This is a genomic window from Pseudomonas sp. PICF6, assembly GCF_009831705.1.
Lineage (GTDB): Bacteria > Pseudomonadota > Gammaproteobacteria > Pseudomonadales > Pseudomonadaceae > Aquipseudomonas > Aquipseudomonas rhizophila.
In genome coordinates this window covers 321,489-344,178 of sequence record NZ_WUUD01000026.1, presented here as the reverse complement: position 1 = coordinate 344,178, position 22,690 = coordinate 321,489, and the positions used below count along the sequence as shown (strand labels likewise).

The following is a 22,690-nucleotide window of genomic DNA, read 5'->3' as shown; positions in this document are numbered from 1 at the left end:
GCAGCTGTGGCTCAGCGCGCTGACCGGCAATCGCCAGCCGACCCTGGCGCTGGTGTTGCCGGCACTGGTCAGTGCCTTGCTCTGGCCGTGGGTCAGCTTCGGTTTGCGTGGCTTGCGCCTGCGTTTCAAAATCAACTGATTCGGTCAGGCATTGGCCCGCACCTTGAGAGGGAGATGTCTTGATGAAACCGCTTTACCTCGCCTCGGGCTCGCCGCGTCGGCGTGAGTTGCTCACGCAGATCGGTGTGCCATTCACCGCCGTCAGCGCAGACATCGACGAAACTCCCCTGGATGACGAAACCCCTTCGGCCTATGTCGAACGTCTGGCGCGCGGCAAGGCTGAGGCCGGGCGACGTGCTTTGCCCGCAGGCATGGACGGCTGCGTGCTGGGTGCCGACACCGCCGTGGTGCTGGACGGGCGGATTCTGGGCAAGCCGCTGGATCAGGCCGACTCAATGGCGATGCTTTTGAGCCTGTCCGGTCGTGACCATGAGGTGCTGACCGCCATTGCGGTACTGGACGGACAACGTTGTGAATCCTGTGTGGTGCGCAGCCGGGTCAGCTTTCGCTCCATCACTGAGCAACAAGCGCTAGCCTATTGGAACAGCGGTGAGCCCCGGGACAAGGCCGGCGGCTATGGTATTCAGGGCTTGGGGGCGGTATTCGTCGCCGGGCTTGAAGGCAGCTATTCAGCTGTGGTCGGCCTGCCGCTGTGCGAAACCTCGGAGCTGTTGGGCCATTTCGGCATACCCTGTTGGCAAACCCTGAGCGCGCGCTGAGCGCCGTCTGACTTGATGCGGCCATTATCGTGAACACGCCTGAACGAGACCCTGCCATGAGTGAAGAGATCCTGATCAACATCACGCCGATGGAATCGCGCGTGGCGGTGGTTGAAAACGGTGTTCTGCAAGAAGTTCACGTCGAGCGCACGCAAAAACGTGGGATCGTCGGCAATATCTATAAAGGCAAGGTGGTGCGGGTGTTGCCGGGCATGCAGGCGGCGTTCGTCGATATTGGCCTGGATCGTGCGGCGTTCATTCATGCCTCGGAAATATCCATGCGTGAAGGCCCGGCCGTGGAGAGCATCAGTGCCCTGGTTCATGAAGGCCAGAGCCTGGTGGTCCAGGTCACCAAGGACCCCATCGGTTCAAAGGGCGCGCGCCTGACCACGCAGTTGTCGATTCCGTCGCGCTACTTGGTGTACATGCCGCGTACCGCTCACGTCGGCATTTCCCTGAAGATCGAAGATGAAGCCGAGCGCGAGCGCCTCAAGCAGGTGGTCAGCGATTGCGTGGAGAAAGAGGGCATCAAGGAAGCTGGAGGTTTCATCCTGCGCACCGCCGCCGAAGGGGCCGGGGCCGATGAAATTCTCATGGACATCCGCTATTTGCGCCGGCTCTGGGACCAGATTGCCGATCAGATCAAGACCATCGCCACCCCCAGCGTGATCTACGAAGACCTCGGTCTGGCATTGCGGACCCTGCGGGACCTGGTCAGCCCCAAGATTGAGAAAATCCGCATCGATTCCCGGGAAACCTTCCAGAAAACCACCCAGTTTGTGGCGGAGCTGATGCCGGAAATCGCTGATCGTCTCGAGCATTACCCCGGCGAGCGGCCGATTTTCGACCTGTACGGCGTCGAAGACGAAATCCAGAAGGCCCTGGAGCGTAAGGTGCCGCTCAAGTCCGGCGGCTACCTGGTGGTGGACCCGGCCGAGGCCATGAGCACCATTGACGTCAACACCGGGGCGTTCGTCGGCCATCGCAACCTCGAAGAAACCATCTTCAAGACCAACCTGGAAGCGGCCACCGCCATCGCTCGTCAGCTGCGCCTGCGCAACCTGGGCGGAATCATCATCATCGACTTCATCGACATGGAGCATGAAGAGCACCAGCGCCAGGTGCTGCGGACCCTGGAGAAACAACTCGAGCGCGACCACGCCAAGACCAACATCATCGGGATCACCGAACTGGGCCTGGTGCAGATGACCCGCAAGCGCACTCGCGAGAGCCTTGAGCAGGTGCTGTGCGAACCGTGCAGCAGTTGCCAGGGCCGGGGCAAGCTCAAGACCCCGGAAACCGTGTGTTACGAAATCTTCCGGGAAATCCTCCGGGAGGCACGCGCTTACCAGGCCACAGGTTATAGAGTGTTGGCGAACCAGAAAGTGGTGGATCGCCTGCTCGATGAAGAGTCAGGGAACGTTGCGGAACTGGAGGCCTTTATCGGTCGCACGATTCGCTTTCAGGTGGAAACCATGTATTCCCAGGAACAATACGACGTGGTGCTGCTCTGAAGTGGCTTGATGAGCGGCAGCCCCGCGGATTTGAATACTTTTGCCAGGGGAGCCCGCTGACATGGAGCGTCTGACACGCATTTTGGCCGCGCTGACCCGTTGGGGCCTGGGCCTGTGCGCGCTGCTGTTGGTGCTGGTGGCACTGTATGTCAGCCTCGGGCGAGAACTGGCTCCGCTGGTGGCCGAATACCGCGCCGAGGTCCAGACCCGCGCCAGCGAAGCGTTGGGCATCCCCGTGCATATCGGCAGCCTGGACGGTAGCTGGAGCGCCCTGGCCCCCATCCTGCTGGCCCACGACGTGATGGTCGGCGAGGGCGCCAATGCCTTGCATCTGGATCAGGTGCGGGCCGTGCCGGACTTGTGGGGCAGCCTGGTGGCGCGTCAGGTGCGCATTGCTCACCTGGAACTCAGCGGCCTGAAGATCAGCCTCAAGGAAGACGCCGACGGCAAGTGGGCCCTGGAGGGGCTGCCAGTGCAGGACGATCAGCCCCTGGATCCCCAGCAACTGCTCGAACGTATGCAGATGATCTCGAAGCTGTCGGTGCTCGACAGCCAGGTGACCTTGCAGCCGCTGGAACAACCACCGCTGACCCTGACCTACGTTGGCCTGAGCCTGCGCACCGGTGTTGCCCGTCAGCGTCTGGATGCCCGACTGACCCTGCCTGACGGCCAACCCGTCGCGATCAACTTGCGCACCCGTATCCGCGCCAGCGACTGGAAGAACGGCCAGGCCGATGTCTACCTGAGTCTGCCGCAAAGCGATTGGTCCAAATGGCTGCCGGAACGCCTGACCCGACAATGGCATTTTTCCCGGATCAAGGCTGGCGCAGAGTTCTGGCTGAGCTGGGGCGCGGGCACCGTGCAAAGCGCGGCCATTCGACTGAACGCGCCGGACATCCAGGGCGCCTATGCCGAGCGCAAGCCGGTGCAGATCCATAACCTGGCGCTCAACGGGTATTTCCAGCGCAGCGACCAGGGATTCAGCGCAACCTTCGATTCCCTGGCAATGAGCCTGGGCGAAACCCGTTGGGAATCGCGCCTGCAGTTGCAACAGAACAACGCCACCGAAAAAACCGAAGAACTCTGGCACGTGCAGGCTGATCGCCTCGACCTCACGCCGCTGACGCCGTTGCTCCATGCCCTGGCGCCGTTGCCCGAAGGCGTTGCCACGGCAATCGACCGGCTCAAGTTCACGGGCGGCCTGCGCAACGTGCTGGTGGACTACCGCCCGCAGAACAGCGGTGATCAGAAAGTCAGCTTCGCCACCAACCTGGACACCGTAGGCTTTGATGCCTATCGCGGCGCCCCGGCGGCGCGCAACGTGTCCGGGAGCCTGAGCGGCGACCTGGGCGGCGGTGAGCTGCGCATGGACAGCAAGGATTTTTCCCTGCACCTGGACCCGATCTTCGCCAAGCCCTGGCAATACTTGCAGGCTAACGCCCGGCTGACCTGGAAATTGGACAAGCAGGGTTTCACGCTGATTGCGCCGTACCTGAAGGTACTGGGGGAGGAGGGCCGGATTGCCGGTGACTTCCTGATTCGCCTGCATTTCGACCACAGCCAGGAAGACTACATGGACCTGCGGGTCGGCCTGGTGGATGGCGACGGTCGCTATACCGCCAAGTATCTGCCTGCTGTCCTGAGCCCTGCGCTGGATGAGTGGCTGCGCACGGCAATCGTCAAGGGCGCGGTGGATCAGGGTTTTTTCCAGTATCAAGGTTCGCTGAACCACGGTGCCGAAGACGCGGCACGCAGCATCAGCCTGTTTTTCAAGGTGCATGATGCCGAGCTGGCCTTCCAGCCGGGGTGGCCTTCGGTGAGCAAGGTCAGCGGGGATGTTTTCGTCGAAGACAGCGGCGTGCGCATCTTTGCCAGCCAGGGGCAGTTGCTGGACACCCAGGTCAGGAATGTTTCGGTGAACATCCCCCATGTGCCCAGCGGCCAGAATTCCCATCTGCTGTTGGACGGCGAGTTCGCCGGTGGCTTGGGCGACGGTTTGAAGATCCTGCAGACGGCGCCGATCGGTACGGCGCAGACATTCGCCGGCTGGGAAGGCGAGGGCGACCTGCAAGGCAGTGTGAAGCTGGATATTCCTTTGGCGAAAGGCGAGCAACCGAAGATTCTGGTGGACTTCAAGACCGACAAGGCCCGGCTCAAGCTCAGCGAGCCGGTGCTGGAGCTGACGCAGCTCAAGGGCGATTTCCGCTTCGACAGCAACAAAGGACTGAGCGGCAAGAATATCGCGGCCCGAGCGTTCGACCGGCCCGTGACCGCGCAGATTTTTGCCGAAGGCCGTGCCGGTGAACTGACTACGCGGGTGGCCGCCTCCGGACAGGTGGAGGTCAAGAAACTCACTGACTGGCTGAAGGTTACACAACCATTGCCGGTGACTGGCGTGGTGCCGTATCAGTTGCAGGTGATCCTCGACGGTGCCGACAGCCAACTGTCGGTCAGTTCCAGTCTCAAGGGCGTGGCCGTGGATCTGCCCGCGCCCTTCGGGTTGGCGCCCGATGCCGGGCGTGACACGGTGTTTCGCATGACCTTGCAAGGCGCGGAGCGCCGTTACTGGGTGGATTATGGCGACCTGGCCAGCTTCACCTACGCGGCGCCGAATGGACAGGTTGCAGACGGTCGCGGTGAACTCTTGCTCGGTAACGGTGATGCGATTCTGCCGGGAGGCAAGGGCCTGCGCCTGCGCGGGACGCTGTCGCAGCTGGATGTGAGTCCGTGGCAGGAGCTGGTGGGCAAGTATGCGGGGCAGGATCCGGGCGGTAGCGCCAAACAGCTGCTTAGCAGCGTCGATCTGAACATCGGCAAGCTCACCGCCATGGGCACGACCCTGGACCGGGCTTCGGTGCAACTGGACCGCAAGCCTGACGCCTGGGCTTTGCGACTTGCCAGCGAGCAGGCCAAGGGCACCGCCAGTCTGCCGGACGCGAAGGCCGCACCGATCGGTATCAAGCTTGACTACATTCGCCTGCCGGCCGCCGACCCGACGGTCCAGACCGACGAAAACGCGCCGGACCCGCTGGCTTCGGTCGATCCTCGCAACATTCCGGCCATGGATATTGTCATTGACCAGTTGTTCCAGGGGCCCGACCTCATTGGTGCCTGGTCGTTGAAGGTGCGTCCGACAGGCAAGGGCATTGCCTTGAACAACCTGGACATGGGCCTCAAGGGCATGGTCTTGAGCGGCAACGGTGGCTGGGAAGGCGTCCCCGGCTCCACCAGCAGTTGGTACAAAGGCCGCATTGGTGGCAAGAACCTGGCCGATGTGCTCAAGGGCTGGGGCTATGCGCCGAGCGTGACCAGCGAGAAATTCCGCCTGGACGTCGATGGTCGCTGGCCTGGCTCGCCAGCGTGGGTCGCCACGAAGCGCTTCTCCGGGAGTCTGGATGCGTCGCTGAGCAAGGGCCAGTTCGTCGAGTTGGAAGGCGGCGCCCAGGCGCTGCGGGTATTTGGCTTGCTGAACTTCAACTCCATCGGCCGCCGATTGCGCCTGGACTTCTCTGACCTGTTCGGCAAAGGCTTGAGTTACGATCGGGTCAAGGGGCTGCTGGTGGCGAGCGACGGTGTTTACGTGACCCGTGAACCCATCACCCTGACGGGACCGTCGAGCAACCTGGAGCTCAACGGCACACTGGACATGGTGGCCGATCGGGTCGACGCCAAGTTGCAGGTGACGCTGCCGGTGACCAACAACCTGCCGATTGCAGCGCTGATTGTCGGCGCGCCAGCGGTGGGTGGGGCGCTGTTTCTGATCGACAAACTGATTGGCGACCGTGTGGCGCGCTTTGCCAGCGTAAGATACGACGTCAAGGGGCCGTGGAAAGAGCCGAAGATTACCTTCGACAAGCCGTTCTGACAGGCGATGACATCCCCCTTGTGGGAGCGAGCCTGTGGGAGCAAAGCTTGCTCGCGATTGCGGTGTATCAGCCAGCCTATATGTTGGATGTAACTGCCTCATCACGAGCAAGCTTTGCTCCCACAGCCGCCTCGAGCGAGGATAAAAAAGAGGGAAGCACCATGCCAGTGGCAGTGATTCAGATGGTCAGTCAAAGCGATGTGCTCGCCAATCTGGCCCGCGCTCGTGTGCTGCTGGAACAGGCTGCCGCTGGCGGCGCAAGGCTGGCGGTGCTGCCTGAAAACTTCGCGGCCATGGGCCGGCGGGATGTGGCGGACATCGGTCGTGCCGAGGCCTTTGGTCAGGGACCGATCCTGCCCTGGTTGAAACAGACCGCCCGTGACCTCAAGTTATGGATTGTGGCCGGCACGTTGCCGTTGCCGCCGATGGAACAACCGGACGCCAGGGTGCATGCCTGTTCGTTGCTGATCGATGATCAGGGCCAGATTGTCGCGCGCTACGACAAGCTGCACCTGTTCGATGTGGACGTGGCAGACAATCGCGGTCGTTATCGCGAGTCTGATGACTATGCTTATGGCTACAACGTGGTAGTGGCCGATACACCTGTAGGGCGGGTTGGTCTGACGGTTTGTTATGACTTGCGTTTCCCGGAACTCTATAGCGAGCTGCGCGCCGCCGGGGCTGAATTGATCACCGCGCCTTCGGCGTTTACCGCAGTGACTGGCGCTGCCCATTGGGAGGTGTTGATTCGCGCCCGGGCCATCGAGACCCAGTGTTATGTGCTGGCAGCCGCTCAGGGCGGGCTGCATCCAGGGCCACGGGAAACCTTTGGCCATGCAGCGATAGTCGATCCATGGGGCCGCGTGCTGGCGCAACAGGATCAAGGCGAGGCCGTTTTGCTGGCCGAGCGCGACAGCAGCGAACAGGCGTCCATCCGGGCGCGTATGCCGGTGGCTAGCCATCGGCGCTTTTTCTCGCAGGGCGCTCGACAGCGGCCTGTCCAAGACGACGAATTCAAGGCGTAGAACATATGAGCGGGTTGTTATCCTCAGTCAGTGAACACCTTTTAGCCCCCGGTGGCGTCACCCTCGAAAGCCTGCAAGGGGTGCTGGGCGACTTGGCCGGCCCGGGCATCGATGCAGCCGACCTATATTTCCAAGGAATGATCTCCGAGTCCTGGTCGCTGGAAGACGGCATCGTCAAGGAAGGCAGTTTCAACCTTGACCAGGGTGTGGGCGTGCGTGCCCAGTCCGGGGAAAAAACCGGCTTTGCCTACAGCAACGCCATCACCCTTGAAGCACTGGGCGCCGCAGCCCGTGCCGCTCGTTCGATTTCCCGGGCCGGGCAGAACGGCAAGGTACAGGCCTTCAGCAGCCAGGACGTGACGCAGTTGTATGCGCCGGACAACCCGCTGGAAGTCATGAGCCGCGCCGAAAAGGTCGAGCTGCTCAAGCGCATCGACGTCGCCACTCGCGCCCTTGATCCACGCATCCAGCAAGTATCGGTGAGCATGGCCGGGGTCTGGGAGCGGATCCTGGTGGCGTCCACCGACGGCGGTCTGGCGGCGGACGTCCGGCCGCTGGTGCGTTTCAATGTCAGTGTGATCGTCGAGCAGAACGGTCGTCGCGAGCGCGGCGGCCATGGTGGCGGCGGACGTACCGATTACCGTTATTTCCTCAGCGAAGATCGCGCCATGGGTTACGCCCGCGAAGCGCTGCGCCAGGCCCTGGTCAACCTGGAAGCGATCCCGGCGCCGGCCGGCACATTGCCGGTGGTGCTGGGTTCTGGCTGGTCCGGTGTGCTGCTGCACGAAGCGGTGGGGCACGGTCTGGAAGGCGATTTCAACCGTAAGGGCAGCTCGGCCTACAGCGGCCGCATGGGCGAAATGGTCGCTTCGAAACTCTGCACCATCGTCGATGATGGCACCCTGGCCGGGCGTCGCGGCTCCCTGAGCGTCGACGATGAAGGCACCCCGACCGAATGCACCACCCTGATCGAGAACGGCGTGCTCAAGGGCTATATGCAAGACAAGCTCAACGCCCGCCTGATGGGCGTGGCCCGTACCGGCAATGGTCGCCGCGAGTCTTACGCGCATCTGCCGATGCCGCGCATGACCAACACCTACATGCTGGGCGGTCAGAGCGATCCGGCGGAAATCATCGCTTCGGTGAAAAAGGGTATTTACTGCGCCAACCTCGGCGGCGGCCAGGTGGATATCACCAGCGGCAAATTCGTGTTTTCCACCAGTGAGGCTTACCTGATCGAAGACGGCAAGATCACTGCGCCGGTCAAGGGCGCGACCCTGATCGGCAACGGGCCGGAGGCGATGAGCAAGGTGTCGATGGTCGGTAACGATCTGGCGCTGGACAGCGGCGTGGGGACGTGCGGCAAGGATGGGCAGTCAGTACCGGTGGGTGTCGGTCAGCCGACCCTGAAGATTGATGCGATTACCGTGGGTGGCACGGGCGCATGACGGGAGCGCTGGGTGGAGTGCGAGGCCTCCACCCACGGTCGTTACTCAGCGCAGGCCGCGTTGGGTTTCGTCCAGCTCACGAATGTATTTGAAGATTTTACGGCTCGAGGCCGGTGGCTTGTTTTGCGCCAACTCGTGCTGGGCCTGACGGATCAGGGAGCGCAGTTGCTGACGGTCAGCCTCCGGGTAGTCGATGACGAATTTTTCCAGTACGCCGTCATCGCCTGCGATCAGGCGATCGCGCCAGCGCTCCAGGTTATGGAAGCGTTCGTTGTACTGCCGGGTAGAGGCATCGAGTTGATCGAGCAGAACCAGGATGGCGTCAGTGTCCTGATCGCGCATCAGTTTGCCGATGAATTGCAGGTGCCGTTTACGCGCGATATTCGCGGTGTGCTTGGGCGCATCGGCCAGGGCCCGGCGCAAGGCGTCGGTCAGAGGCAGTTTGGCCAGCAAGTCAGGCTTGAGTGTTGTCAGGCGCTCGCCGAGGTCAACCAGAGCATGCAGCTCGCGTTTGACCTGGGATTTGCTTTTTTCACCCTCGTAGAGGGAGTCGTCGTAAGAATCAACCATGGTGGCAGTCCGCAAAGAAACGCCGCCATGATAACCAGTCGGGGGCCGCTTGTCCGGCCCGGTCGCTCGAAGGCCTCAGGTTTGTACGCAAAGTCGCAAAGGCACTATTCGTACAAACCCTGACCGAAAGCAGAATTTGAGTGGAGATACACCATGAGTGCAGTTCAGAGCGTCGGCCCGCAAGCATTGCCGGCACTGCAGGAACAAGTCGAGCAGATCCTTGCCGAAGCCAAGCGACAGGGCGCCAGTGCGTGTGAGGTGGCGGTCTCTCTGGAACAAGGTTTGTCGACATCGGTACGCCAGCGCGAGGTGGAGACCGTCGAATTCAATCGCGACCAGGGGTTTGGCATCACGTTGTACGCCGGCCAGCGCAAGGGCTCGGCCAGCACGTCGGCCAGTGGTCCTGACGCCATTCGTGAAACCGTTGCCGCTGCGCTGGCGATCGCCCAGCACACCTCCGAGGACGAAGCTTCGGGCCTGGCCGATGCTGCGCTGATGTGCAAGGAACTGCGAGACTTCGACCTGTTCCACGCCTGGGACATCACCCCGGAACAAGCCATCGAGCAGGCGTTGCGCTGTGAAGCGGCGGCTTTCGACGCCGACCCGCGAATCAAAAACGCCGACGGCACGACCCTCAATACCCATCAGGGCTGCCGTGTATACGGTAACAGCCACGGTTTTATCGGTGGTTATGCGTCGACCCGGCACAGCCTCAGTTGCGTCATGATCGCCGAAGCCAACGGCCAGATGCAGCGCGACTACTGGTATGACGTGAACCGCCAGGGCAATCGTCTGGCAGATCCGGTGAGTATTGGCCGCAAAGCCGCGCAGCGGGCGGCCAGCCGCTTGGGGGCGCGGCCGGTGCCGACCTGTGAAGTGCCGGTGCTGTTTGCCGCCGAACTGGCCGGCGGGTTGTTTGGCAGCTTTTTGTCGGCGGTCTCCGGCGGCAATTTGTATCGCAAATCATCGTTTCTCGAAGGGGCACTCGGCCAGAAACTGTTCCCGGAGTGGATGACCATCGATGAGCGTCCGCACCTGATGCAGGCCATGGGCAGCTCGGCCTTCGACGGCGATGGCCTGGCCACCTACGCCAAGCCATTCGTGGAGAATGGCGAACTGGTGTCCTATATTCTCGGCACCTATTCCGGTCGCAAGCTTGGCATGCCCAGCACCGCCAATGCCGGTGGCGTGCATAACCTGTTCGTGACCCATGGCGAAGAGGACCAGGCAGCCTTGCTGCGTCGCATGGGCCGTGGCCTGCTGGTGACGGAACTGATGGGGCATGGCCTGAACATGGTCACCGGGGACTATTCTCGTGGCGCGGCGGGGTTCTGGGTCGAGAACGGCGAGATTCAGTTTGCCGTCCAGGAAGTCACCATCGCTGGTAACATGCGCGATATGTTCAAGCAGATCCTGGCGGTGGGTAACGACCTGGAACTGCGCAGCAACATCCGCACCGGCTCGGTGTTGATCGAGCGAATGACGGTAGCGGGTAGCTGACCTTCAGCGCAGTAAAAAAGGCGCGTCATCCAAGTGGATGACGCGCCTTTTTATATTTAGAGGAACCTTGTGGCGAGGGGATTTATCCCCGTTGGGGTGCGAAGCGCCCCATTCAAACTGCCTGACTCATCGCCGTGTCAGGTTTTGGGGCTGCTTCGCACCCCAGCGGGGATAAATCCCCTCGCCACAATGAATCTGCTTCAGAGCTTAAGGCTATTCGCCTTCATCGAAGTAGTTGTTGATCAGCCCCACCAACGCATCCAGCGCCTCCTGCTCCTGTTCACCTTCGGTTCGCAGATGGATTTTGGTGCCTTGGCCGGCTGCCAGCATCATCATGGCCATGATGCTTTTGCCATTGATCATTTTCTCGGGGTCACGGCCCACGAGGATCTCGCAAGGAAACTGACCTGCCACACCGACGAACTTGGCTGACGCGCGGGCATGCAAGCCCAGCTTGTTGATGATTTCAATTTCCAGAGCGGGCATCGCGATGTGAATCCTTTAGCTGAGGTCGCGGTGGCGAACCTGGACGTTCTTCAGGGACTGTTGCAGGAGCTGACCCAAACGTTCGGTCAGGTAGACGGAGCGGTGATGGCCACCGGTACAGCCAATGGCAATCGTGACGTAGGCGCGGTTGCTCGCGGCAAAGCGCGGCAGCCATTTGAGCAGGTAGCTGGAGATGTCCTGGTACATTTCCTCGACATCCGGCTGGGCGGCCAGGTAGTCGATCACCGGCTGGTCGAGCCCCGATTGTTCGCGCAGCTCCGGTTTCCAATAAGGATTGGGCAGGCAGCGCACATCGAACACCAGGTCGGCGATCGGCCCCAGCAGCTGACTCTCGTCATGAATGGCTTCGGCCAGGGAGCGGCTTGCGTTGCTCAGGGGATGACGCCGACGGGTTTCGGAGAAACGCTTGAGCAGCGTCTCCTCATCGGCATCCAGATACAGCACATCGCACTGGATGTGCCGATTGCGCACTTCCGCGAGCAGCTCCGGGAACCGCGACAGGTGGCTCGGCAGATTGCGTGCATCGATGGAGACCGCCACCAGCGGTTGCGCCAGTTCGGTGTGGATCAGGGCGCGCTCGGCCAGTTCCGGCAGCAGGCCGGCCGGCAGGTTGTCGATGCAGTAGTAGCCGCTGTCCTCAAGCACGTTAAGCGCCGTGCTTTTACCGGAGCCGGAGCGTCCGCTGACAATGATCATGCGCATGTTTAATGACCGTTCTGCTCGTCCAGGACAACCTGATACAAGGCTTCGTTGCTCGGCGCGCTGCGCAATTTCTCGCGCACTTCCTTGCGGTCCAGCATGCTGGCGATCTGGCGCAGCAGCTCAAGGTGCGCATCGGTCGCCGCTTCCGGTACCAGCAGTACAAACAGCAGGTCGACCGGTGCGCCGTCGATGGCGTCGAAATCTATGGGTGCTTCAAGGTGCAGCAACGCACTGATCGGCGCTGTACAGGCCTTGAGGCGGCAATGGGGAATGGCGATACCGTTGCCAAAGCCGGTGGAGCCCAGTTTTTCACGGGCAAACAGGGCCTCGAAGACATCCTGCATTTCCAGATCCGGTACCTCTCGGTGGATCAGGTTGGCAATTTGTTCGAGGGCTTTCTTTTTACTGCCACCCGGCACGTTCACCTGGGAACGGCCGGGGGTCAGGATGGATTCTAGTCGGATCATGGATTAGGGGGGTTAACGACCGGTCGCGCCCTGGAGGAGGCTCTGGGTCTTTTCCTTATGCTTTTTGAGTTGGCGATCCAGCTTGTCGGTCAGCAGGTCAATCGCGGCATACATGTCTTCATGCGCAGCATTGGCAACCACCTCTCCGCCGGGGATATGCAACGTGGCTTCGATTTTCTGCAGCAGCTTCTCGACGTTCATCGTGACTTGCACGTTGGTGATCTTGTCGAAATGCCTCTCCAATCGTTCGAGTTTTTCGCCGATGTATTCGCGAAGAGGTTCGGTCACTTCCAGTTGGTGTCCACTGATGTTGACTTGCATACAGCTTCTCCTTCGTTGCCAGTGCATAAAGCGGCAGGCAGAAATGCCTGCCACTGGAACGCTGTGGCGTGGCCTGTTACATCAACCGCTTGCGTTCGCTCGAAGGTGCGATCCCGAGGGATTCACGGTATTTGGCGACGGTACGGCGGGCCACCTGAATGCCTTGTGCCTCCAGTAAACCAGCGATCTTGCTGTCACTCAACGGCTTTTTCTGATTTTCCGCGGCCACCAGTTTTTTGATGATCGCGCGGATGGCTGTGGACGAGCATTCACCGCCTTCGGAGGTACTGACGTGGCTGGAGAAAAAGTATTTCAGTTCATAAATGCCCCGGGGGGTATGCATGAATTTCTGGGTGGTCACCCGCGAAATCGTCGACTCGTGCATGCCCACTGCCTCGGCAATGTCGTGCAGGACCAACGGCTTCATGGCTTCGTCGCCGTACTCCAGGAAGCCGCGCTGATGCTCGACGATCTGGGTGGCTACTTTCATCAGGGTTTCGTTGCGGCTTTGCAGGCTCTTGATGAACCAGCGCGCTTCCTGCAACTGGTTGCGCATGAAGGTGTTGTCGGCGCTGGTGTCCGCGCGCTTTACGAAGCCGGCGTACTGGGCGTTGACCCGCAGCTTGGGCACCGATTCCTGGTTCAGTTCCACCAGCCAGCGGTCGTTGTGCTTGCGCACGATCACGTCGGGAACCACGTATTCGGGTTCAGTGGACTCGATCTGCGAGCCTGGGCGCGGGTTGAGGCTCTGGACCAGTTCGATCACCTGGCGCAGTTCATCTTCCTTGAGCTTCATGCGACGCATCAACTGGCTGTAGTCGCGACCGCCCAGCAAGTCGATGTAGTCGGTGACCAGTCGCTTGGCTTCGGCCAGCCAAGGCGTCTTGGCGGGTAACTGACGCAGTTGCAGCAGCAGACACTCGCCCAGGTTGCGAGCACCGATGCCGGCGGGTTCGAACTGCTGGATGCGGTGCAGGACGGCTTCGATTTCGTCCAGCTCAATGTCCAGCTCGGGGTCAAAGGCCTCGAGGATTTCTTCAAGCGTCTCGTCCAGGTAGCCCTGATTGTTGATGCAGTCGATCAGGGTCACGGCAATCAGACGATCGGTATCGGACATCGGCGCCAGGTTCAGTTGCCACAGCAAGTGGCTTTGCAGGCTTTCGCCGGTGGAGGTGCGGGTAGTGAAGTCCCACTCGTCGTCATCGCTGCTGGGCAGGCTGCTGGCGCTGGTCTGGTAGACGTCTTCCCAGGCAGTATCCACGGGCAGATCGTTGGGGATGCGTTCATTCCATTCGCCATCCTCAAGGTTATCCACCGTCGGGGCGGCTTCCTGATAGGACGGTTCCGGGATTTCGGTGTTGGTCTTTTGCTCGACGTTATCGGCCAGCGGATCGGTGTTGTCGAAGTCGTCGCCTTCTTCCTGGCGTTCGAGCATCGGATTGGACTCCAGGGCCTCCTGGATTTCCTGTTGCAGGTCCAGGGTCGACAATTGGAGCAGGCGGATGGCCTGTTGCAGCTGCGGTGTCATCGTCAGCTGCTGGCCCATTCTCAAGACTAGCGATGGTTTCATGGCTGGGGCTTAACACCTTATTCGCCGGCGCACATGCGCCATCCACTACAGGGCGCCGAAGCGCCAAACTTAAGCAAATTATATGCCTGAAACTGAAGTGTTTGCCTAGGGCGTCACGTAATAAAATTAGCGACGCCGAGGTGATTGACCAGACACTTTTCGCTTACAGGCGGAACTCATGGCCCAAATACACTTCCTTGACCAGTTCATTGGCCAGGATGGTCGCGGAGTCGCCTTCGGCAATCAACTGGCCATCATTGACGATATAGGCGGTTTCACAGATATCCAGCGTCTCGCGAACGTTGTGGTCGGTGATCAATACGCCGATGCCCTTGGCCTTGAGATGGTGGATGATCTGCTTGATGTCGCCGACCGAAATCGGGTCCACGCCAGCGAATGGTTCGTCCAGCAGGATGAATTTCGGTGCGGTGGCCAGGGCGCGAGCGATTTCCACGCGGCGCCGTTCGCCACCGGACAGGCTCATGCCCAGGTTGTCGCGGATGTGGCTGATGTGGAATTCCTGCAGCAGGCTTTCCAGTTCCTGGCGGCGACCGGCCTTGTCGAGTTCCTTGCGGGTCTCGAGGATCGCCATGATGTTGTCGGCAACCGACAGTTTGCGGAAGATCGACGCTTCTTGCGGCAGATAGCCGATACCGGCCTTCGCCCGGCCATGCATCGGCTGGTGGCTGACGTCCAGGTCGTCGATCAGGACGCGGCCCTGATCGGCCTGAACCAGGCCGACGATCATGTAGAAACAAGTGGTCTTGCCCGCGCCGTTGGGGCCGAGCAGGCCGACGATCTGGCCGCTGTCGATGGACAGGCTGACATCACGCACGACTTGGCGGCTCTTGTAGCTCTTGGCCAGGTGCTGAGCTTTCAGAGTTGCCATTACTGGGCCTTCTGCTCGTCGGTTTTCTTTTTCGGCTGGATGACCATGTCGATCCGTGGACGCTGCTCGGTGACCTTGCTGCCAGTGGCGCGACCGGCGCTGGCCAGCTTCTTGACCGTGTCGTAGACGATTTTCTCGCCCTGGGTGATGTTGTTGTCCTTGTCGACGACCTTGGCGCGATCGATCAGCACCACGCGGTCTTTGGCGGCGTGGTACTGAATGGTTACCCCGTAGCCTTGAACCGGCTTGGTGTCGCCCGCGGTTTGCATCTGCTCGAAGTAGGCCAGATTGCCCACCGAGGTGACGACGTCGATGTCGCCGGACTGGGTGCGGGTGATGGTCACGGTGTTGCCGGTGACCTTCATCGAACCCTGGGTGATGATCACGTCACCTTTATAGGTGGCTACACCGTTCTTGTCGTCCAGTTGGGCGTCGTCGGCCTGGATGCGGATAGGCTGGTCGCGGTCGGTGGGGAGGGCCCAGGCGCTCGCGCTTCCCAGTGCTGCGCCCAGACTGAGCAAAATAGGGAGGGTTTTAGCGAGCTTCATACTGTCCTCTTACGTTCGATAGCAGGTGTATCCTGCTTTCCTTCAAATACGCTTTCATTCCCGTGCCGGTCGACACACCACCGGCGCCGTCGATTCTAACGGGTTGCTCGGTCTGCGCATATTCTCGCTGCGGGAAGACTGTCATACGACTGCTGGTAATGATGGTCGTACGGTTCTTCTCATCGGTCCGGGCGATGCGTACCGAATCAATCAGTTCCACTTCGGTGCCGTCGGGATTGACCTCGGCGCGTTCGCTCTGCACGTGCCACGGAAACTCGGTGCCCCTGAACATGTTCAGGTCTGGCTTGGTGACCAGTGTGATTTCGCTGGCCTTGACGTGGTCGACTTTGTCGGACGTCATTTCATACTGCACTTTGCCATCGGGCAGGTATTGCAGGGTATGCGTGTTGGTCGCATACCAGTCGATATCATTTTCCTGGACCTTGACCGCAGGGCGGTCGAGGAAGCGTTCCGGGCTGATGTTCCAATAGCCGACCGCCGCGAAAATCGCTGCGATGCAGCCGAACACCACGATGGTGCGAATTTTCTTGCTTAGCATAAATGGCTCACAGATACGCGGCGTTGGCCGCCTCGAGGCGGCCTTGGGCGCGCAGGATCAGTTCACAGAATTCACGAGCGGCCCCTTCGCCGCCTCGCGCCGTGGTGATGCCGTGGGCGTGCTCGCGCACGAAGCCGGCCGCGTTTGCCACCGCCATGCCCAGGCCGACCCGACGAATCACCGGCAGGTCCGGCAGGTCGTCACCGAGGTAGGCGACCTGTTCATAGCTTAGGTTGAGTTGCCCCAGAAGCTCGTCCAGCACCACCAGTTTATCTTCTCGTCCCTGATACAGGTGGGGGATGCCGAGATTCTTCGCGCGCCGTTCGACCACTGGGGTCTTGCGGCCACTGATGATGGCGGTCTGCACGCCGGCGGCCATCAGCATCTTGATGCCCTGGCCGTCGAGGGTGTTGAAGGTCTTGAATTCGCTGCCGTCTTCGAGGAAATAAAGGCGGCCGTCGGTCAGGACGCCGTCCACGTCGAACACGGCCAGTTTGATCGCTTTGCCACGTTGCAGCAGGTCTGTGTTCATTTACATGACTCCCGCACGCAGCAAGTCGTGCATGTTCAGGGCGCCCACTGGGCGGTCTTCGTCGTCGACCACCACCAGGGCGCTGATCTTATGGTCTTCCATGATTTTCAAGGCCTCGGCGGCGAGCATCTCGGCGCGGGCAGTCTTGCCGTGGGGGGTCATGACCTGCTCGATGGTCGTACTGTGAATGTCGATCGGGTGGTCCAGGGTGCGACGCAGGTCGCCGTCGGTGAAGATCCCGGCGAGTTTGCCGTCAGTTTCGAGAATGACCGTCATGCCCAGACCCTTGCGGGTCATTTCCATGAGTGCATCCTTGAGCAGCGTGCCGCGTGGCACCTGTGGCAGCTCCTGACCTGCGTGCATCACGTTTTCCACTTTCAACAGCAGGCGACGGCCCAGGGCGCCGCCGGGGTGGGAGAACGCGAAGTCTTCAGCGGTAAACCCCCTGGCTTCCAGCAACGCCACGGCCAGGGCATCACCCATGACCAGGGTGGCGGTGGTGGAAGAGGTCGGCGCCAGGTTCAGCGGGCAAGCTTCGTGCTCGACATGAACATTGAGATTGACCTCGGCGGCTTTGGCCAGGGGCGAATCCGGATTGCCAGTGACACTGATCAGTTGGATCCCCAGGCGCTTGATCAGCGGCAGCAGGGTGATGATCTCATTGGTGGAGCCAGAGTTGGACAGGGCCAGGATGATGTCTTCCCGGGTGATCATGCCCATGTCACCGTGGCTGGCTTCGGCCGGATGGACAAAAAATGCCGGAGTGCCGGTGCTGGCCAGGGTGGCGGCGATCTTGTTGCCGATGTGTCCCGACTTGCCCATGCCGACCACGACCACCCGACCCTTGCTGGCCAGAATCATCTCGCAGGCACGTACGAAATCAGCGTCGATATGGGGCAGCAAGCCTTGTACGGCTTCGAGCTCGAGGCGGATGGTACGTTGTGCCGATTGAATCAGGTCGCTGGTTTGGTTCATGTCAGAGATCGTATGGCTCGATGAAAAGGCGGCGATTATAGCGGCAATGAACAATTCCCTCACGTTAGTTCGTCATGCTTTGTTCGAGCGATTCACATGACTTGATACAAAGTCTCTTCTTTTAGCTGTATCCGGACTGAACGGGCGCGGGCTTGGGCCTTGGGCGCTTGGGTGTTGCAGTGATATAGTTCGCCGCCGGTTCGGGTGCCCGGCAGTCCGGCGTTTGTCGGTTGGCCAGGGCATTCGGATGTGAGGCTGCATCGCAAGGAGTTTAGATGAGTGCCGACAACGCCTACGCGGTCGAGCTGAAGGGATTGTCCTTCAAGCGAGGGGCGCGCAGCATTTTCAATGACATCGATATCCGCATTCCCCGTGGCAAGGTCACCGGCATCATGGGGCCTTCCGGGTGCGGCAAGACCACGCTGTTGCGGCTGATGGGTGCACAGTTGCGCCCCAGTGCCGGCGAAGTCTGGGTCAATGGGCAGAATCTTCCAAAGCTGTCGCGCAGCGATCTGTTCGATGCGCGCAAGCACATGGGCGTGCTGTTCCAGAGCGGCGCATTGTTCACCGATCTCGACGTGTTCGAGAATGTGGCGTTCCCCTTGCGGGTCCATACCGACCTGCCGGAAGAGATGATTCGCGACATCGTCCTGCTCAAATTGCAGGCGGTCGGGCTGCGGGGTGCCCTGGACTTGATGCCGGACGAACTGTCCGGTGGCATGAAGCGCCGCGTCGCCCTGGCCCGGGCGATTGCCCTTGATCCGAAGATCCTCATGTATGACGAACCCTTCGTCGGCCAGGACCCGATCGCCATGGGCGTGCTGGTGCGCCTGATCCGTCTGCTCAACGATGCGCTGGGTATTACCAGCATTGTGGTATCCCACGACCTGGCCGAAACCGCCAGCATTGCGGACTACATCTACGTGATCGGCGATGGCCAGGTGCTGGGGCAGGGTACGCCCCAGGAATTGAAGGCCTCGGACAGCCCGCGCATTCGTCAATTCATGAAGGGTGATCCGGACGGGCCTGTGGCGTTCCATTTTCCGGCCACGGATTACCGCACCGATCTGCTGGGGAAGCGCTGATGCGCAAGAAATCACTGATAGAAAGAGTTCGCCTGTTTGGTCGTTCCGGCATCGATGTGGTGGCAGTGCTGGGCCGTTCCTCGCTGTTTCTGATGCATGCCCTGCTGGGGCGCAACACGACGGGTGGCGGGTTTGGGCTGCTGGTGAAGCAACTGCACTCGGTGGGCGTGATGTCCCTGGTGATCATCGTGGTCTCCGGGATCTTCATCGGTATGGTCCTGGCGCTGCAGGGGTTCAATATCTTGTCCAGCTACGGTTCGGAGCAGGCGGTTGGACAGATGGTCGCGCTGACATTGTTGCGTGAGCTGGGACCTGTGGTGACCGCGCTGCTGTTTGCCGGGCGTGCCGGTTCGGCGCTGACGGCCGAAATCGGTAACATGAAGTCCACCGAACAGTTGTCCAGTCTGGAAATGATCGGTGTCGACCCGCTCAAGTACATCATTGCCCCGCGCCTGTGGGCCGGTTTCATTTCCCTGCCGGTGCTGGCGATCATTTTCAGCGTCGTGGGGATCTGGGGCGGCTCGTGGGTGGCTGTAGACTGGCTGGGGGTCTATGAAGGTTCCTACTGGTCCAACATGCAGAACAGTGTCGATTTTCTCGACGACGTGCTCAACGGCGTTATCAAAAGTGCCGTATTCGCTTTCGTGGTGACCTGGATCGCCGTGTTTCAAGGCTATGACTGTGAGCCCACGTCAGAGGGGATCAGCCGTGCCACAACCAAGACCGTGGTGTACGCCTCGCTGGCGGTCCTGGGCCTTGACTTTATTCTGACCGCCTTGATGTTTGGAGATTTCTGATGCAAAACCGCACCCTGGAAATCGGTGTCGGCCTTTTCTTGCTGGCTGGCATCCTGGCTTTGCTGTTGTTGGCCCTGCGGGTCAGTGGCCTGGCGCCGACCGCAAGCACCGACACTTATAAACTTTATGCTTATTTTGACAATATCGCCGGTTTGACGGTCAGAGCCAAAGTGACCATGGCTGGTGTAACCATCGGCAAGGTCACGGCAATCGATCTGGACCGCGACAGTTTCACCGGTCGGGTGACGCTGCAGCTGGAAAAGCGCGTGGATAACCTGCCGACTGACTCCACTGCATCGATCCTCACTGCTGGGCTGCTGGGCGAGAAATACATCGGTATCAGCGTTGGCGGTGAAGAAGCTTTGCTCAAGGATGGCGGGACCATCCACGATACGCAGTCGTCGCTGGTGCTTGAGGACCTGATCGGTAAATTCCTGCTCAATACCGTTAGCAAAGACGCCAAATGAGGAGCTTTTGAATGATCTCTATCTTGCGACGTAGCCTGTTGGTGCTGCTCGCGGCGCTGCCGCTGATGGCCAACGCCGTGGCCGCGCCTTCGGCCCATGAAATCATCCAGGACACTACCACCCGGTTGCTGGCAGACCTGGCCGCCAACAAAGAGAAATACAAGCAGGATCCGGGGGCTTTCTACGACGCGCTGAACGGCATCGTCGGTCCCGTGGTGGATGCCGACGGTATTTCCCGAAGCATCATGACCGTCAAGTACTCGCGCAAGGCGACCCCGGCGCAGATGACGCGCTTCCAGGAAAACTTCAAGCGCAGCCTGATGCAGTTCTACGGCAACGCCTTGCTCGAATACAACAACCAGGGCATCACCGTTTCGCCGGCCAAGGACGAAAGCGGCAACCGCACCAGCGTCGATATGCAGGTCAAGGGCAATAACGGCGCGATCTACCCTGTGTCCTACACGCTCGAGAAAATCAACGGCGAGTGGAAGGTGCGTAACGTGATCATCAATGGCATCAACATCGGCAAGCTGTTCCGCGATCAGTTCGCTGATGCAATGCAGCAAAACGGCAATGATCTGGACAAAACCATAGACGGTTGGGCCGGTGAAGTCGCCAAGGCCAAGGAAGTTGCCCAGGATGCTCAAGAGAAGCAGGCGCAATGAGTGAGTTGGCGAGTGAGTCGGCCGTTCGTTTGGGCGAATCTGGCGAGCTGTTGCTCAGTGGCGTGCTGGACTATCGCACTGGCCCGGTCTTGCGCAAGCAGGGCCAGGCGCTGATCGGCTCCGCCGGCGCCGCAGAGCTGGTCATTGACTGCTCGGCGGTGCAGAAGTCCAGCAGTGTCGGCCTGTCCCTGCTGCTGTGCTTCATGCGTGACGCCAAAGCTGCCGGAAAAACCTGGAGCATCCGTGGGATGCCCGAAGACATGCGCGAAATAGCCCAGGTCAGCGAACTGACCGAACTATTGGTGCACTCCTGACCCACATCCCTGAAAAAGCCCCCCGTCAGAGTCCTGCTTCGCGGGGTTCGCAGGCGCGGGGCTTTTTTGTATGATGTGCGACCCGTGCGCACAGGGCGCCGATAGAGGTTGAGCATGCAGGCCGTAGAAGTGAAGAGCTTCCTTGAAGGAAAGCTGCCCGAAACTGTCATTGAAGTTGAGGGCGAAGGCTGCAACTTTCAGCTGAACGTGATCAGCGATGAACTGGCGGCGTTGAGCCCGGTGAAGCGTCAGCAGCAGATCTATGCCCATTTGAACCCGTGGATCGCCGATGGCAGCATCCATGCGGTCACTATGAAATTTTTCAGCCGCGCGGCCTGGGCCGAGCGCACCTGAGCCCAAGGGCGTCGAGATTCTTATGGATAAACTGATTATTACCGGCGGCGTTCGTCTTGATGGCGAAATCCGCATCTCCGGGGCAAAGAACTCCGCCCTGCCGATCCTGGCCGCGACGTTGCTGTGCGATGGCCCGGTGACCGTGGCGAACCTGCCGCACTTGCACGACATCACCACCATGATCGAGCTGTTCGGTCGCATGGGCATTGAACCGGTGATCGACGAAAAGCTCAGCGTCGAGATCGACCCGCGCACCATCAAGACCCTGATCGCCCCGTACGAACTGGTGAAGACCATGCGTGCGTCGATTCTGGTACTGGGACCGATGGTCGCCCGTTTTGGTGAAGCCGAAGTTGCCTTGCCGGGTGGTTGCGCCATCGGCTCGCGTCCGGTGGACCTGCATATCCGCGGCCTGGAAGCCATGGGTGCGGTGATCGACGTCGAGGGTGGCTACATCAAGGCCAAGGCGCCTGAAGGCGGCCTGCGCGGCGCTCACTTCTTCTTCGATACCGTCAGTGTGACCGGTACCGAGAACATCATGATGGCGGCCGCACTGGCCAAGGGCCGCAGCGTGCTGCAAAACGCCGCTCGCGAGCCTGAAGTGGTCGACCTGGCGAACTTCCTGATCGCCATGGGCGCCAAGATCAGCGGCGCCGGCACCGATACCATCACCATCGATGGTGTTGAGCGCCTGCATTCGGCCACTTACAAAGTGATGCCGGACCGGATCGAAACCGGCACCTATCTGGTGGCTGCTGCTGTCACCGGTGGCCGCGTCAAGGTCAAGGACACCGATCCGACCATTCTTGAAGCCGTCCTGGAGAAACTCAAGGAAGCCGGTGCCGAAGTCACCTGCGGCGAAGACTGGATCGAAGTGAACATGCACGGCAAGCGGCCTAAAGCCGTCAACGTGCGGACCGCCCCGTACCCGGCGTTCCCGACCGACATGCAGGCGCAGTTCATCTCCCTCAACGCCATTGCCGAAGGCACCGGTGCGGTGATCGAGACGATCTTCGAAAACCGTTTCATGCATGTCTACGAACTGCACCGCATGGGCGCCAAGATCCAGGTCGAAGGCAACACCGCCATCGTGACCGGTACCGAGAAACTCAAGGGCGCGCCAGTGATGGCCACCGACCTGCGGGCTTCGGCCAGTCTGGTGATTTCGGCCCTGGTTGCCGAAGGCGACACCCTGATCGACCGTATCTACCACATCGACCGTGGTTACGAGTGCATC

Annotated in this window: 24 protein-coding genes and 1 pseudogene; 14 read left to right on the top strand and 11 right to left on the bottom strand. The window is 60.6% G+C overall.

Annotated elements, in window-relative coordinates:
• The 6 genes and pseudogenes from GSM73_RS27510 to tldD form a co-directional block, all read left to right on the top strand.
• Positions 1-139 (top strand): annotated as a pseudogene (locus GSM73_RS27510) (rod shape-determining protein MreD); the annotation flags it as partial.
• Positions 140-182: 43 nt separating this feature from the next.
• A complete protein-coding gene (locus tag GSM73_RS18135; protein WP_047228678.1) occupies positions 183-779 on the top strand; it encodes a nucleoside triphosphate pyrophosphatase in 597 nt (198 codons plus the stop codon).
• A gap of 56 nt (positions 780-835) precedes the next feature.
• A complete protein-coding gene (gene rng / locus GSM73_RS18130; RefSeq protein WP_047228677.1) occupies positions 836-2,293 on the top strand; it encodes a ribonuclease G in 1,458 nt (485 codons plus the stop codon).
• A 61-nt stretch (positions 2,294-2,354) separates the two neighbouring features.
• A complete protein-coding gene (locus GSM73_RS18125; protein ID WP_047228676.1) occupies positions 2,355-6,158 on the top strand; it encodes a YhdP family protein in 3,804 nt (1,267 codons plus the stop codon).
• Positions 6,159-6,319: 161 nt separating this feature from the next.
• A complete protein-coding gene (locus GSM73_RS18120; RefSeq protein WP_047228675.1) occupies positions 6,320-7,183 on the top strand; it encodes a carbon-nitrogen hydrolase family protein in 864 nt (287 codons plus the stop codon).
• 5 nt (positions 7,184-7,188) lie between these two features.
• On the top strand, positions 7,189-8,631 hold the full coding sequence (tldD, locus tag GSM73_RS18115) for a metalloprotease TldD (protein ID WP_047228674.1): 1,443 nt from the start codon (positions 7,189-7,191) through the stop codon (positions 8,629-8,631).
• A 45-nt stretch (positions 8,632-8,676) separates the two neighbouring features.
• Here the strand turns inward: tldD and yjgA are convergent, their stop codons facing one another.
• The gene (yjgA, locus tag GSM73_RS18110) at positions 8,677-9,201 is read right to left on the bottom strand and encodes a ribosome biogenesis factor YjgA (protein ID WP_003197830.1); all 525 of its coding nucleotides are present in this window, start codon (positions 9,199-9,201) and stop codon (positions 8,677-8,679) included.
• 153 nt (positions 9,202-9,354) lie between these two features.
• On the opposite strand from yjgA, the gene pmbA reads away from it, so the two are divergent.
• Positions 9,355-10,701 carry a metalloprotease PmbA gene (gene pmbA / locus GSM73_RS18105; RefSeq protein ID WP_047228673.1) on the top strand — a complete coding sequence of 449 codons (1,347 nt, stop codon included), beginning with the start codon at positions 9,355-9,357 and terminating at the stop codon, positions 10,699-10,701.
• A gap of 213 nt (positions 10,702-10,914) precedes the next feature.
• Here pmbA and GSM73_RS18100 read toward each other — a convergent pair whose 3' ends face one another.
• From GSM73_RS18100 to GSM73_RS18055, 10 genes are all read right to left on the bottom strand, one after another.
• Complete coding sequence (locus tag GSM73_RS18100; RefSeq protein WP_047228672.1) at positions 10,915-11,187, bottom strand: HPr family phosphocarrier protein; 273 nt, start codon at positions 11,185-11,187, stop codon at positions 10,915-10,917.
• Positions 11,188-11,202: 15 nt separating this feature from the next.
• Complete coding sequence (locus tag GSM73_RS18095) at positions 11,203-11,910, bottom strand: RapZ family nucleotide-binding protein (RefSeq protein ID WP_160893410.1); 708 nt, start codon at positions 11,908-11,910, stop codon at positions 11,203-11,205.
• Positions 11,911-11,912: 2 nt separating this feature from the next.
• The gene (gene ptsN, locus GSM73_RS18090; protein WP_047228670.1) at positions 11,913-12,377 is read right to left on the bottom strand and encodes a PTS IIA-like nitrogen regulatory protein PtsN; all 465 of its coding nucleotides are present in this window, start codon (positions 12,375-12,377) and stop codon (positions 11,913-11,915) included.
• A gap of 12 nt (positions 12,378-12,389) precedes the next feature.
• Entirely contained in the window at positions 12,390-12,698 is a 309-nt protein-coding gene (gene hpf / locus GSM73_RS18085; protein WP_047228669.1) for a ribosome hibernation-promoting factor, HPF/YfiA family, read from the bottom strand.
• Between the two features lie 76 nt (positions 12,699-12,774).
• The gene (locus GSM73_RS18080; protein ID WP_160893408.1) at positions 12,775-14,268 is read right to left on the bottom strand and encodes an RNA polymerase factor sigma-54; all 1,494 of its coding nucleotides are present in this window, start codon (positions 14,266-14,268) and stop codon (positions 12,775-12,777) included.
• Positions 14,269-14,431: 163 nt separating this feature from the next.
• Positions 14,432-15,157: an LPS export ABC transporter ATP-binding protein gene (gene lptB / locus GSM73_RS18075; protein ID WP_047228667.1), complete on the bottom strand. Its 726-nt coding sequence runs from the start codon at positions 15,155-15,157 to the stop codon at positions 14,432-14,434.
• On the bottom strand, positions 15,157-15,705 hold the full coding sequence (lptA, locus tag GSM73_RS18070; protein ID WP_076383562.1) for a lipopolysaccharide transport periplasmic protein LptA: 549 nt from the start codon (positions 15,703-15,705) through the stop codon (positions 15,157-15,159). The genes lptB and lptA overlap by 1 nt, the downstream gene beginning before the upstream one ends.
• Positions 15,692-16,264, bottom strand: a complete 573-nt coding sequence (gene lptC, locus GSM73_RS18065) for an LPS export ABC transporter periplasmic protein LptC (RefSeq protein WP_047228665.1) — start codon at positions 16,262-16,264, stop codon at positions 15,692-15,694. Before lptC ends, lptA begins: the two co-directional genes overlap by 14 nt.
• Before the next feature lie 7 nt (positions 16,265-16,271).
• Entirely contained in the window at positions 16,272-16,796 is a 525-nt protein-coding gene (locus GSM73_RS18060) for an HAD family hydrolase (protein ID WP_047228664.1), read from the bottom strand.
• A complete protein-coding gene (locus GSM73_RS18055) occupies positions 16,797-17,771 on the bottom strand; it encodes a KpsF/GutQ family sugar-phosphate isomerase (protein WP_076383563.1) in 975 nt (324 codons plus the stop codon).
• A gap of 275 nt (positions 17,772-18,046) precedes the next feature.
• Between GSM73_RS18055 and GSM73_RS18050 the strand changes: the two genes are divergently transcribed.
• The 7 genes from GSM73_RS18050 to murA all read left to right on the top strand — a co-directional run.
• Positions 18,047-18,856 carry an ATP-binding cassette domain-containing protein gene (locus GSM73_RS18050; protein WP_047228662.1) on the top strand — a complete coding sequence of 270 codons (810 nt, stop codon included), beginning with the start codon at positions 18,047-18,049 and terminating at the stop codon, positions 18,854-18,856.
• Positions 18,856-19,653: a lipid asymmetry maintenance ABC transporter permease subunit MlaE gene (gene mlaE, locus GSM73_RS18045; RefSeq protein WP_047228661.1), complete on the top strand. Its 798-nt coding sequence runs from the start codon at positions 18,856-18,858 to the stop codon at positions 19,651-19,653. The genes GSM73_RS18050 and mlaE overlap by 1 nt, the downstream gene beginning before the upstream one ends.
• Entirely contained in the window at positions 19,653-20,120 is a 468-nt protein-coding gene (gene mlaD, locus GSM73_RS18040; RefSeq protein WP_047228660.1) for an outer membrane lipid asymmetry maintenance protein MlaD, read from the top strand. Before mlaE ends, mlaD begins: the two co-directional genes overlap by 1 nt.
• A gap of 11 nt (positions 20,121-20,131) precedes the next feature.
• Entirely contained in the window at positions 20,132-20,785 is a 654-nt protein-coding gene (locus tag GSM73_RS18035) for a phospholipid-binding protein MlaC (RefSeq protein ID WP_047228659.1), read from the top strand.
• Positions 20,782-21,099 (top strand): lipid asymmetry maintenance protein MlaB, encoded by a 318-nt coding sequence (locus tag GSM73_RS18030; protein ID WP_047228658.1) that lies wholly within the window; start codon positions 20,782-20,784, stop codon positions 21,097-21,099. The genes GSM73_RS18035 and GSM73_RS18030 overlap by 4 nt, the downstream gene beginning before the upstream one ends.
• A 114-nt stretch (positions 21,100-21,213) precedes the next feature.
• Positions 21,214-21,453 (top strand): BolA family protein, encoded by a 240-nt coding sequence (locus tag GSM73_RS18025; protein WP_047228657.1) that lies wholly within the window; start codon positions 21,214-21,216, stop codon positions 21,451-21,453.
• A 22-nt stretch (positions 21,454-21,475) separates the two neighbouring features.
• Positions 21,476-22,690 (top strand): UDP-N-acetylglucosamine 1-carboxyvinyltransferase (murA, locus tag GSM73_RS18020; protein ID WP_160893490.1); only part of this gene is annotated, 1,215 nt, incomplete at its 3' end.

What these genes read in the sequence shown, in the direction of transcription:
- lptC (WP_047228665.1), bottom strand. Translation starts at nt 16,264, where the DNA reads ATGCTAAGCAAGAAAATTCGCACCATCGTGGTGTTCGGCTGCATCGCA.
- mlaE (WP_047228661.1), top strand. Translation starts at nt 18,856, where the DNA reads ATGCGCAAGAAATCACTGATAGAAAGAGTTCGCCTGTTTGGTCGTTCC.
- GSM73_RS18060 (WP_047228664.1), bottom strand. Translation starts at nt 16,796, where the DNA reads ATGAACACAGACCTGCTGCAACGTGGCAAAGCGATCAAACTGGCCGTG.
- lptB (WP_047228667.1), bottom strand. Translation starts at nt 15,157, where the DNA reads ATGGCAACTCTGAAAGCTCAGCACCTGGCCAAGAGCTACAAGAGCCGC.
- GSM73_RS18055 (WP_076383563.1), bottom strand. Translation starts at nt 17,771, where the DNA reads ATGAACCAAACCAGCGACCTGATTCAATCGGCACAACGTACCATCCGC.
- mlaD (WP_047228660.1), top strand. Translation starts at nt 19,653, where the DNA reads ATGCAAAACCGCACCCTGGAAATCGGTGTCGGCCTTTTCTTGCTGGCT.
- tldD (WP_047228674.1), top strand. Translation starts at nt 7,189, where the DNA reads ATGAGCGGGTTGTTATCCTCAGTCAGTGAACACCTTTTAGCCCCCGGT.
- lptA (WP_076383562.1), bottom strand. Translation starts at nt 15,705, where the DNA reads ATGAAGCTCGCTAAAACCCTCCCTATTTTGCTCAGTCTGGGCGCAGCA.
- GSM73_RS18095 (WP_160893410.1), bottom strand. Translation starts at nt 11,910, where the DNA reads ATGCGCATGATCATTGTCAGCGGACGCTCCGGCTCCGGTAAAAGCACG.
- yjgA (WP_003197830.1), bottom strand. Translation starts at nt 9,201, where the DNA reads ATGGTTGATTCTTACGACGACTCCCTCTACGAGGGTGAAAAAAGCAAA.
- rng (WP_047228677.1), top strand. Translation starts at nt 836, where the DNA reads ATGAGTGAAGAGATCCTGATCAACATCACGCCGATGGAATCGCGCGTG.
- GSM73_RS18135 (WP_047228678.1), top strand. Translation starts at nt 183, where the DNA reads ATGAAACCGCTTTACCTCGCCTCGGGCTCGCCGCGTCGGCGTGAGTTG.
- GSM73_RS18025 (WP_047228657.1), top strand. Translation starts at nt 21,214, where the DNA reads ATGCAGGCCGTAGAAGTGAAGAGCTTCCTTGAAGGAAAGCTGCCCGAA.
- GSM73_RS18080 (WP_160893408.1), bottom strand. Translation starts at nt 14,268, where the DNA reads ATGAAACCATCGCTAGTCTTGAGAATGGGCCAGCAGCTGACGATGACA.
- GSM73_RS18035 (WP_047228659.1), top strand. Translation starts at nt 20,132, where the DNA reads ATGATCTCTATCTTGCGACGTAGCCTGTTGGTGCTGCTCGCGGCGCTG.
- hpf (WP_047228669.1), bottom strand. Translation starts at nt 12,698, where the DNA reads ATGCAAGTCAACATCAGTGGACACCAACTGGAAGTGACCGAACCTCTT.
- pmbA (WP_047228673.1), top strand. Translation starts at nt 9,355, where the DNA reads ATGAGTGCAGTTCAGAGCGTCGGCCCGCAAGCATTGCCGGCACTGCAG.
- GSM73_RS18120 (WP_047228675.1), top strand. Translation starts at nt 6,320, where the DNA reads ATGCCAGTGGCAGTGATTCAGATGGTCAGTCAAAGCGATGTGCTCGCC.
- ptsN (WP_047228670.1), bottom strand. Translation starts at nt 12,377, where the DNA reads ATGATCCGACTAGAATCCATCCTGACCCCCGGCCGTTCCCAGGTGAAC.
- GSM73_RS18100 (WP_047228672.1), bottom strand. Translation starts at nt 11,187, where the DNA reads ATGCCCGCTCTGGAAATTGAAATCATCAACAAGCTGGGCTTGCATGCC.
- GSM73_RS18125 (WP_047228676.1), top strand. Translation starts at nt 2,355, where the DNA reads ATGGAGCGTCTGACACGCATTTTGGCCGCGCTGACCCGTTGGGGCCTG.
- GSM73_RS18030 (WP_047228658.1), top strand. Translation starts at nt 20,782, where the DNA reads ATGAGTGAGTTGGCGAGTGAGTCGGCCGTTCGTTTGGGCGAATCTGGC.
- GSM73_RS18050 (WP_047228662.1), top strand. Translation starts at nt 18,047, where the DNA reads ATGAGTGCCGACAACGCCTACGCGGTCGAGCTGAAGGGATTGTCCTTC.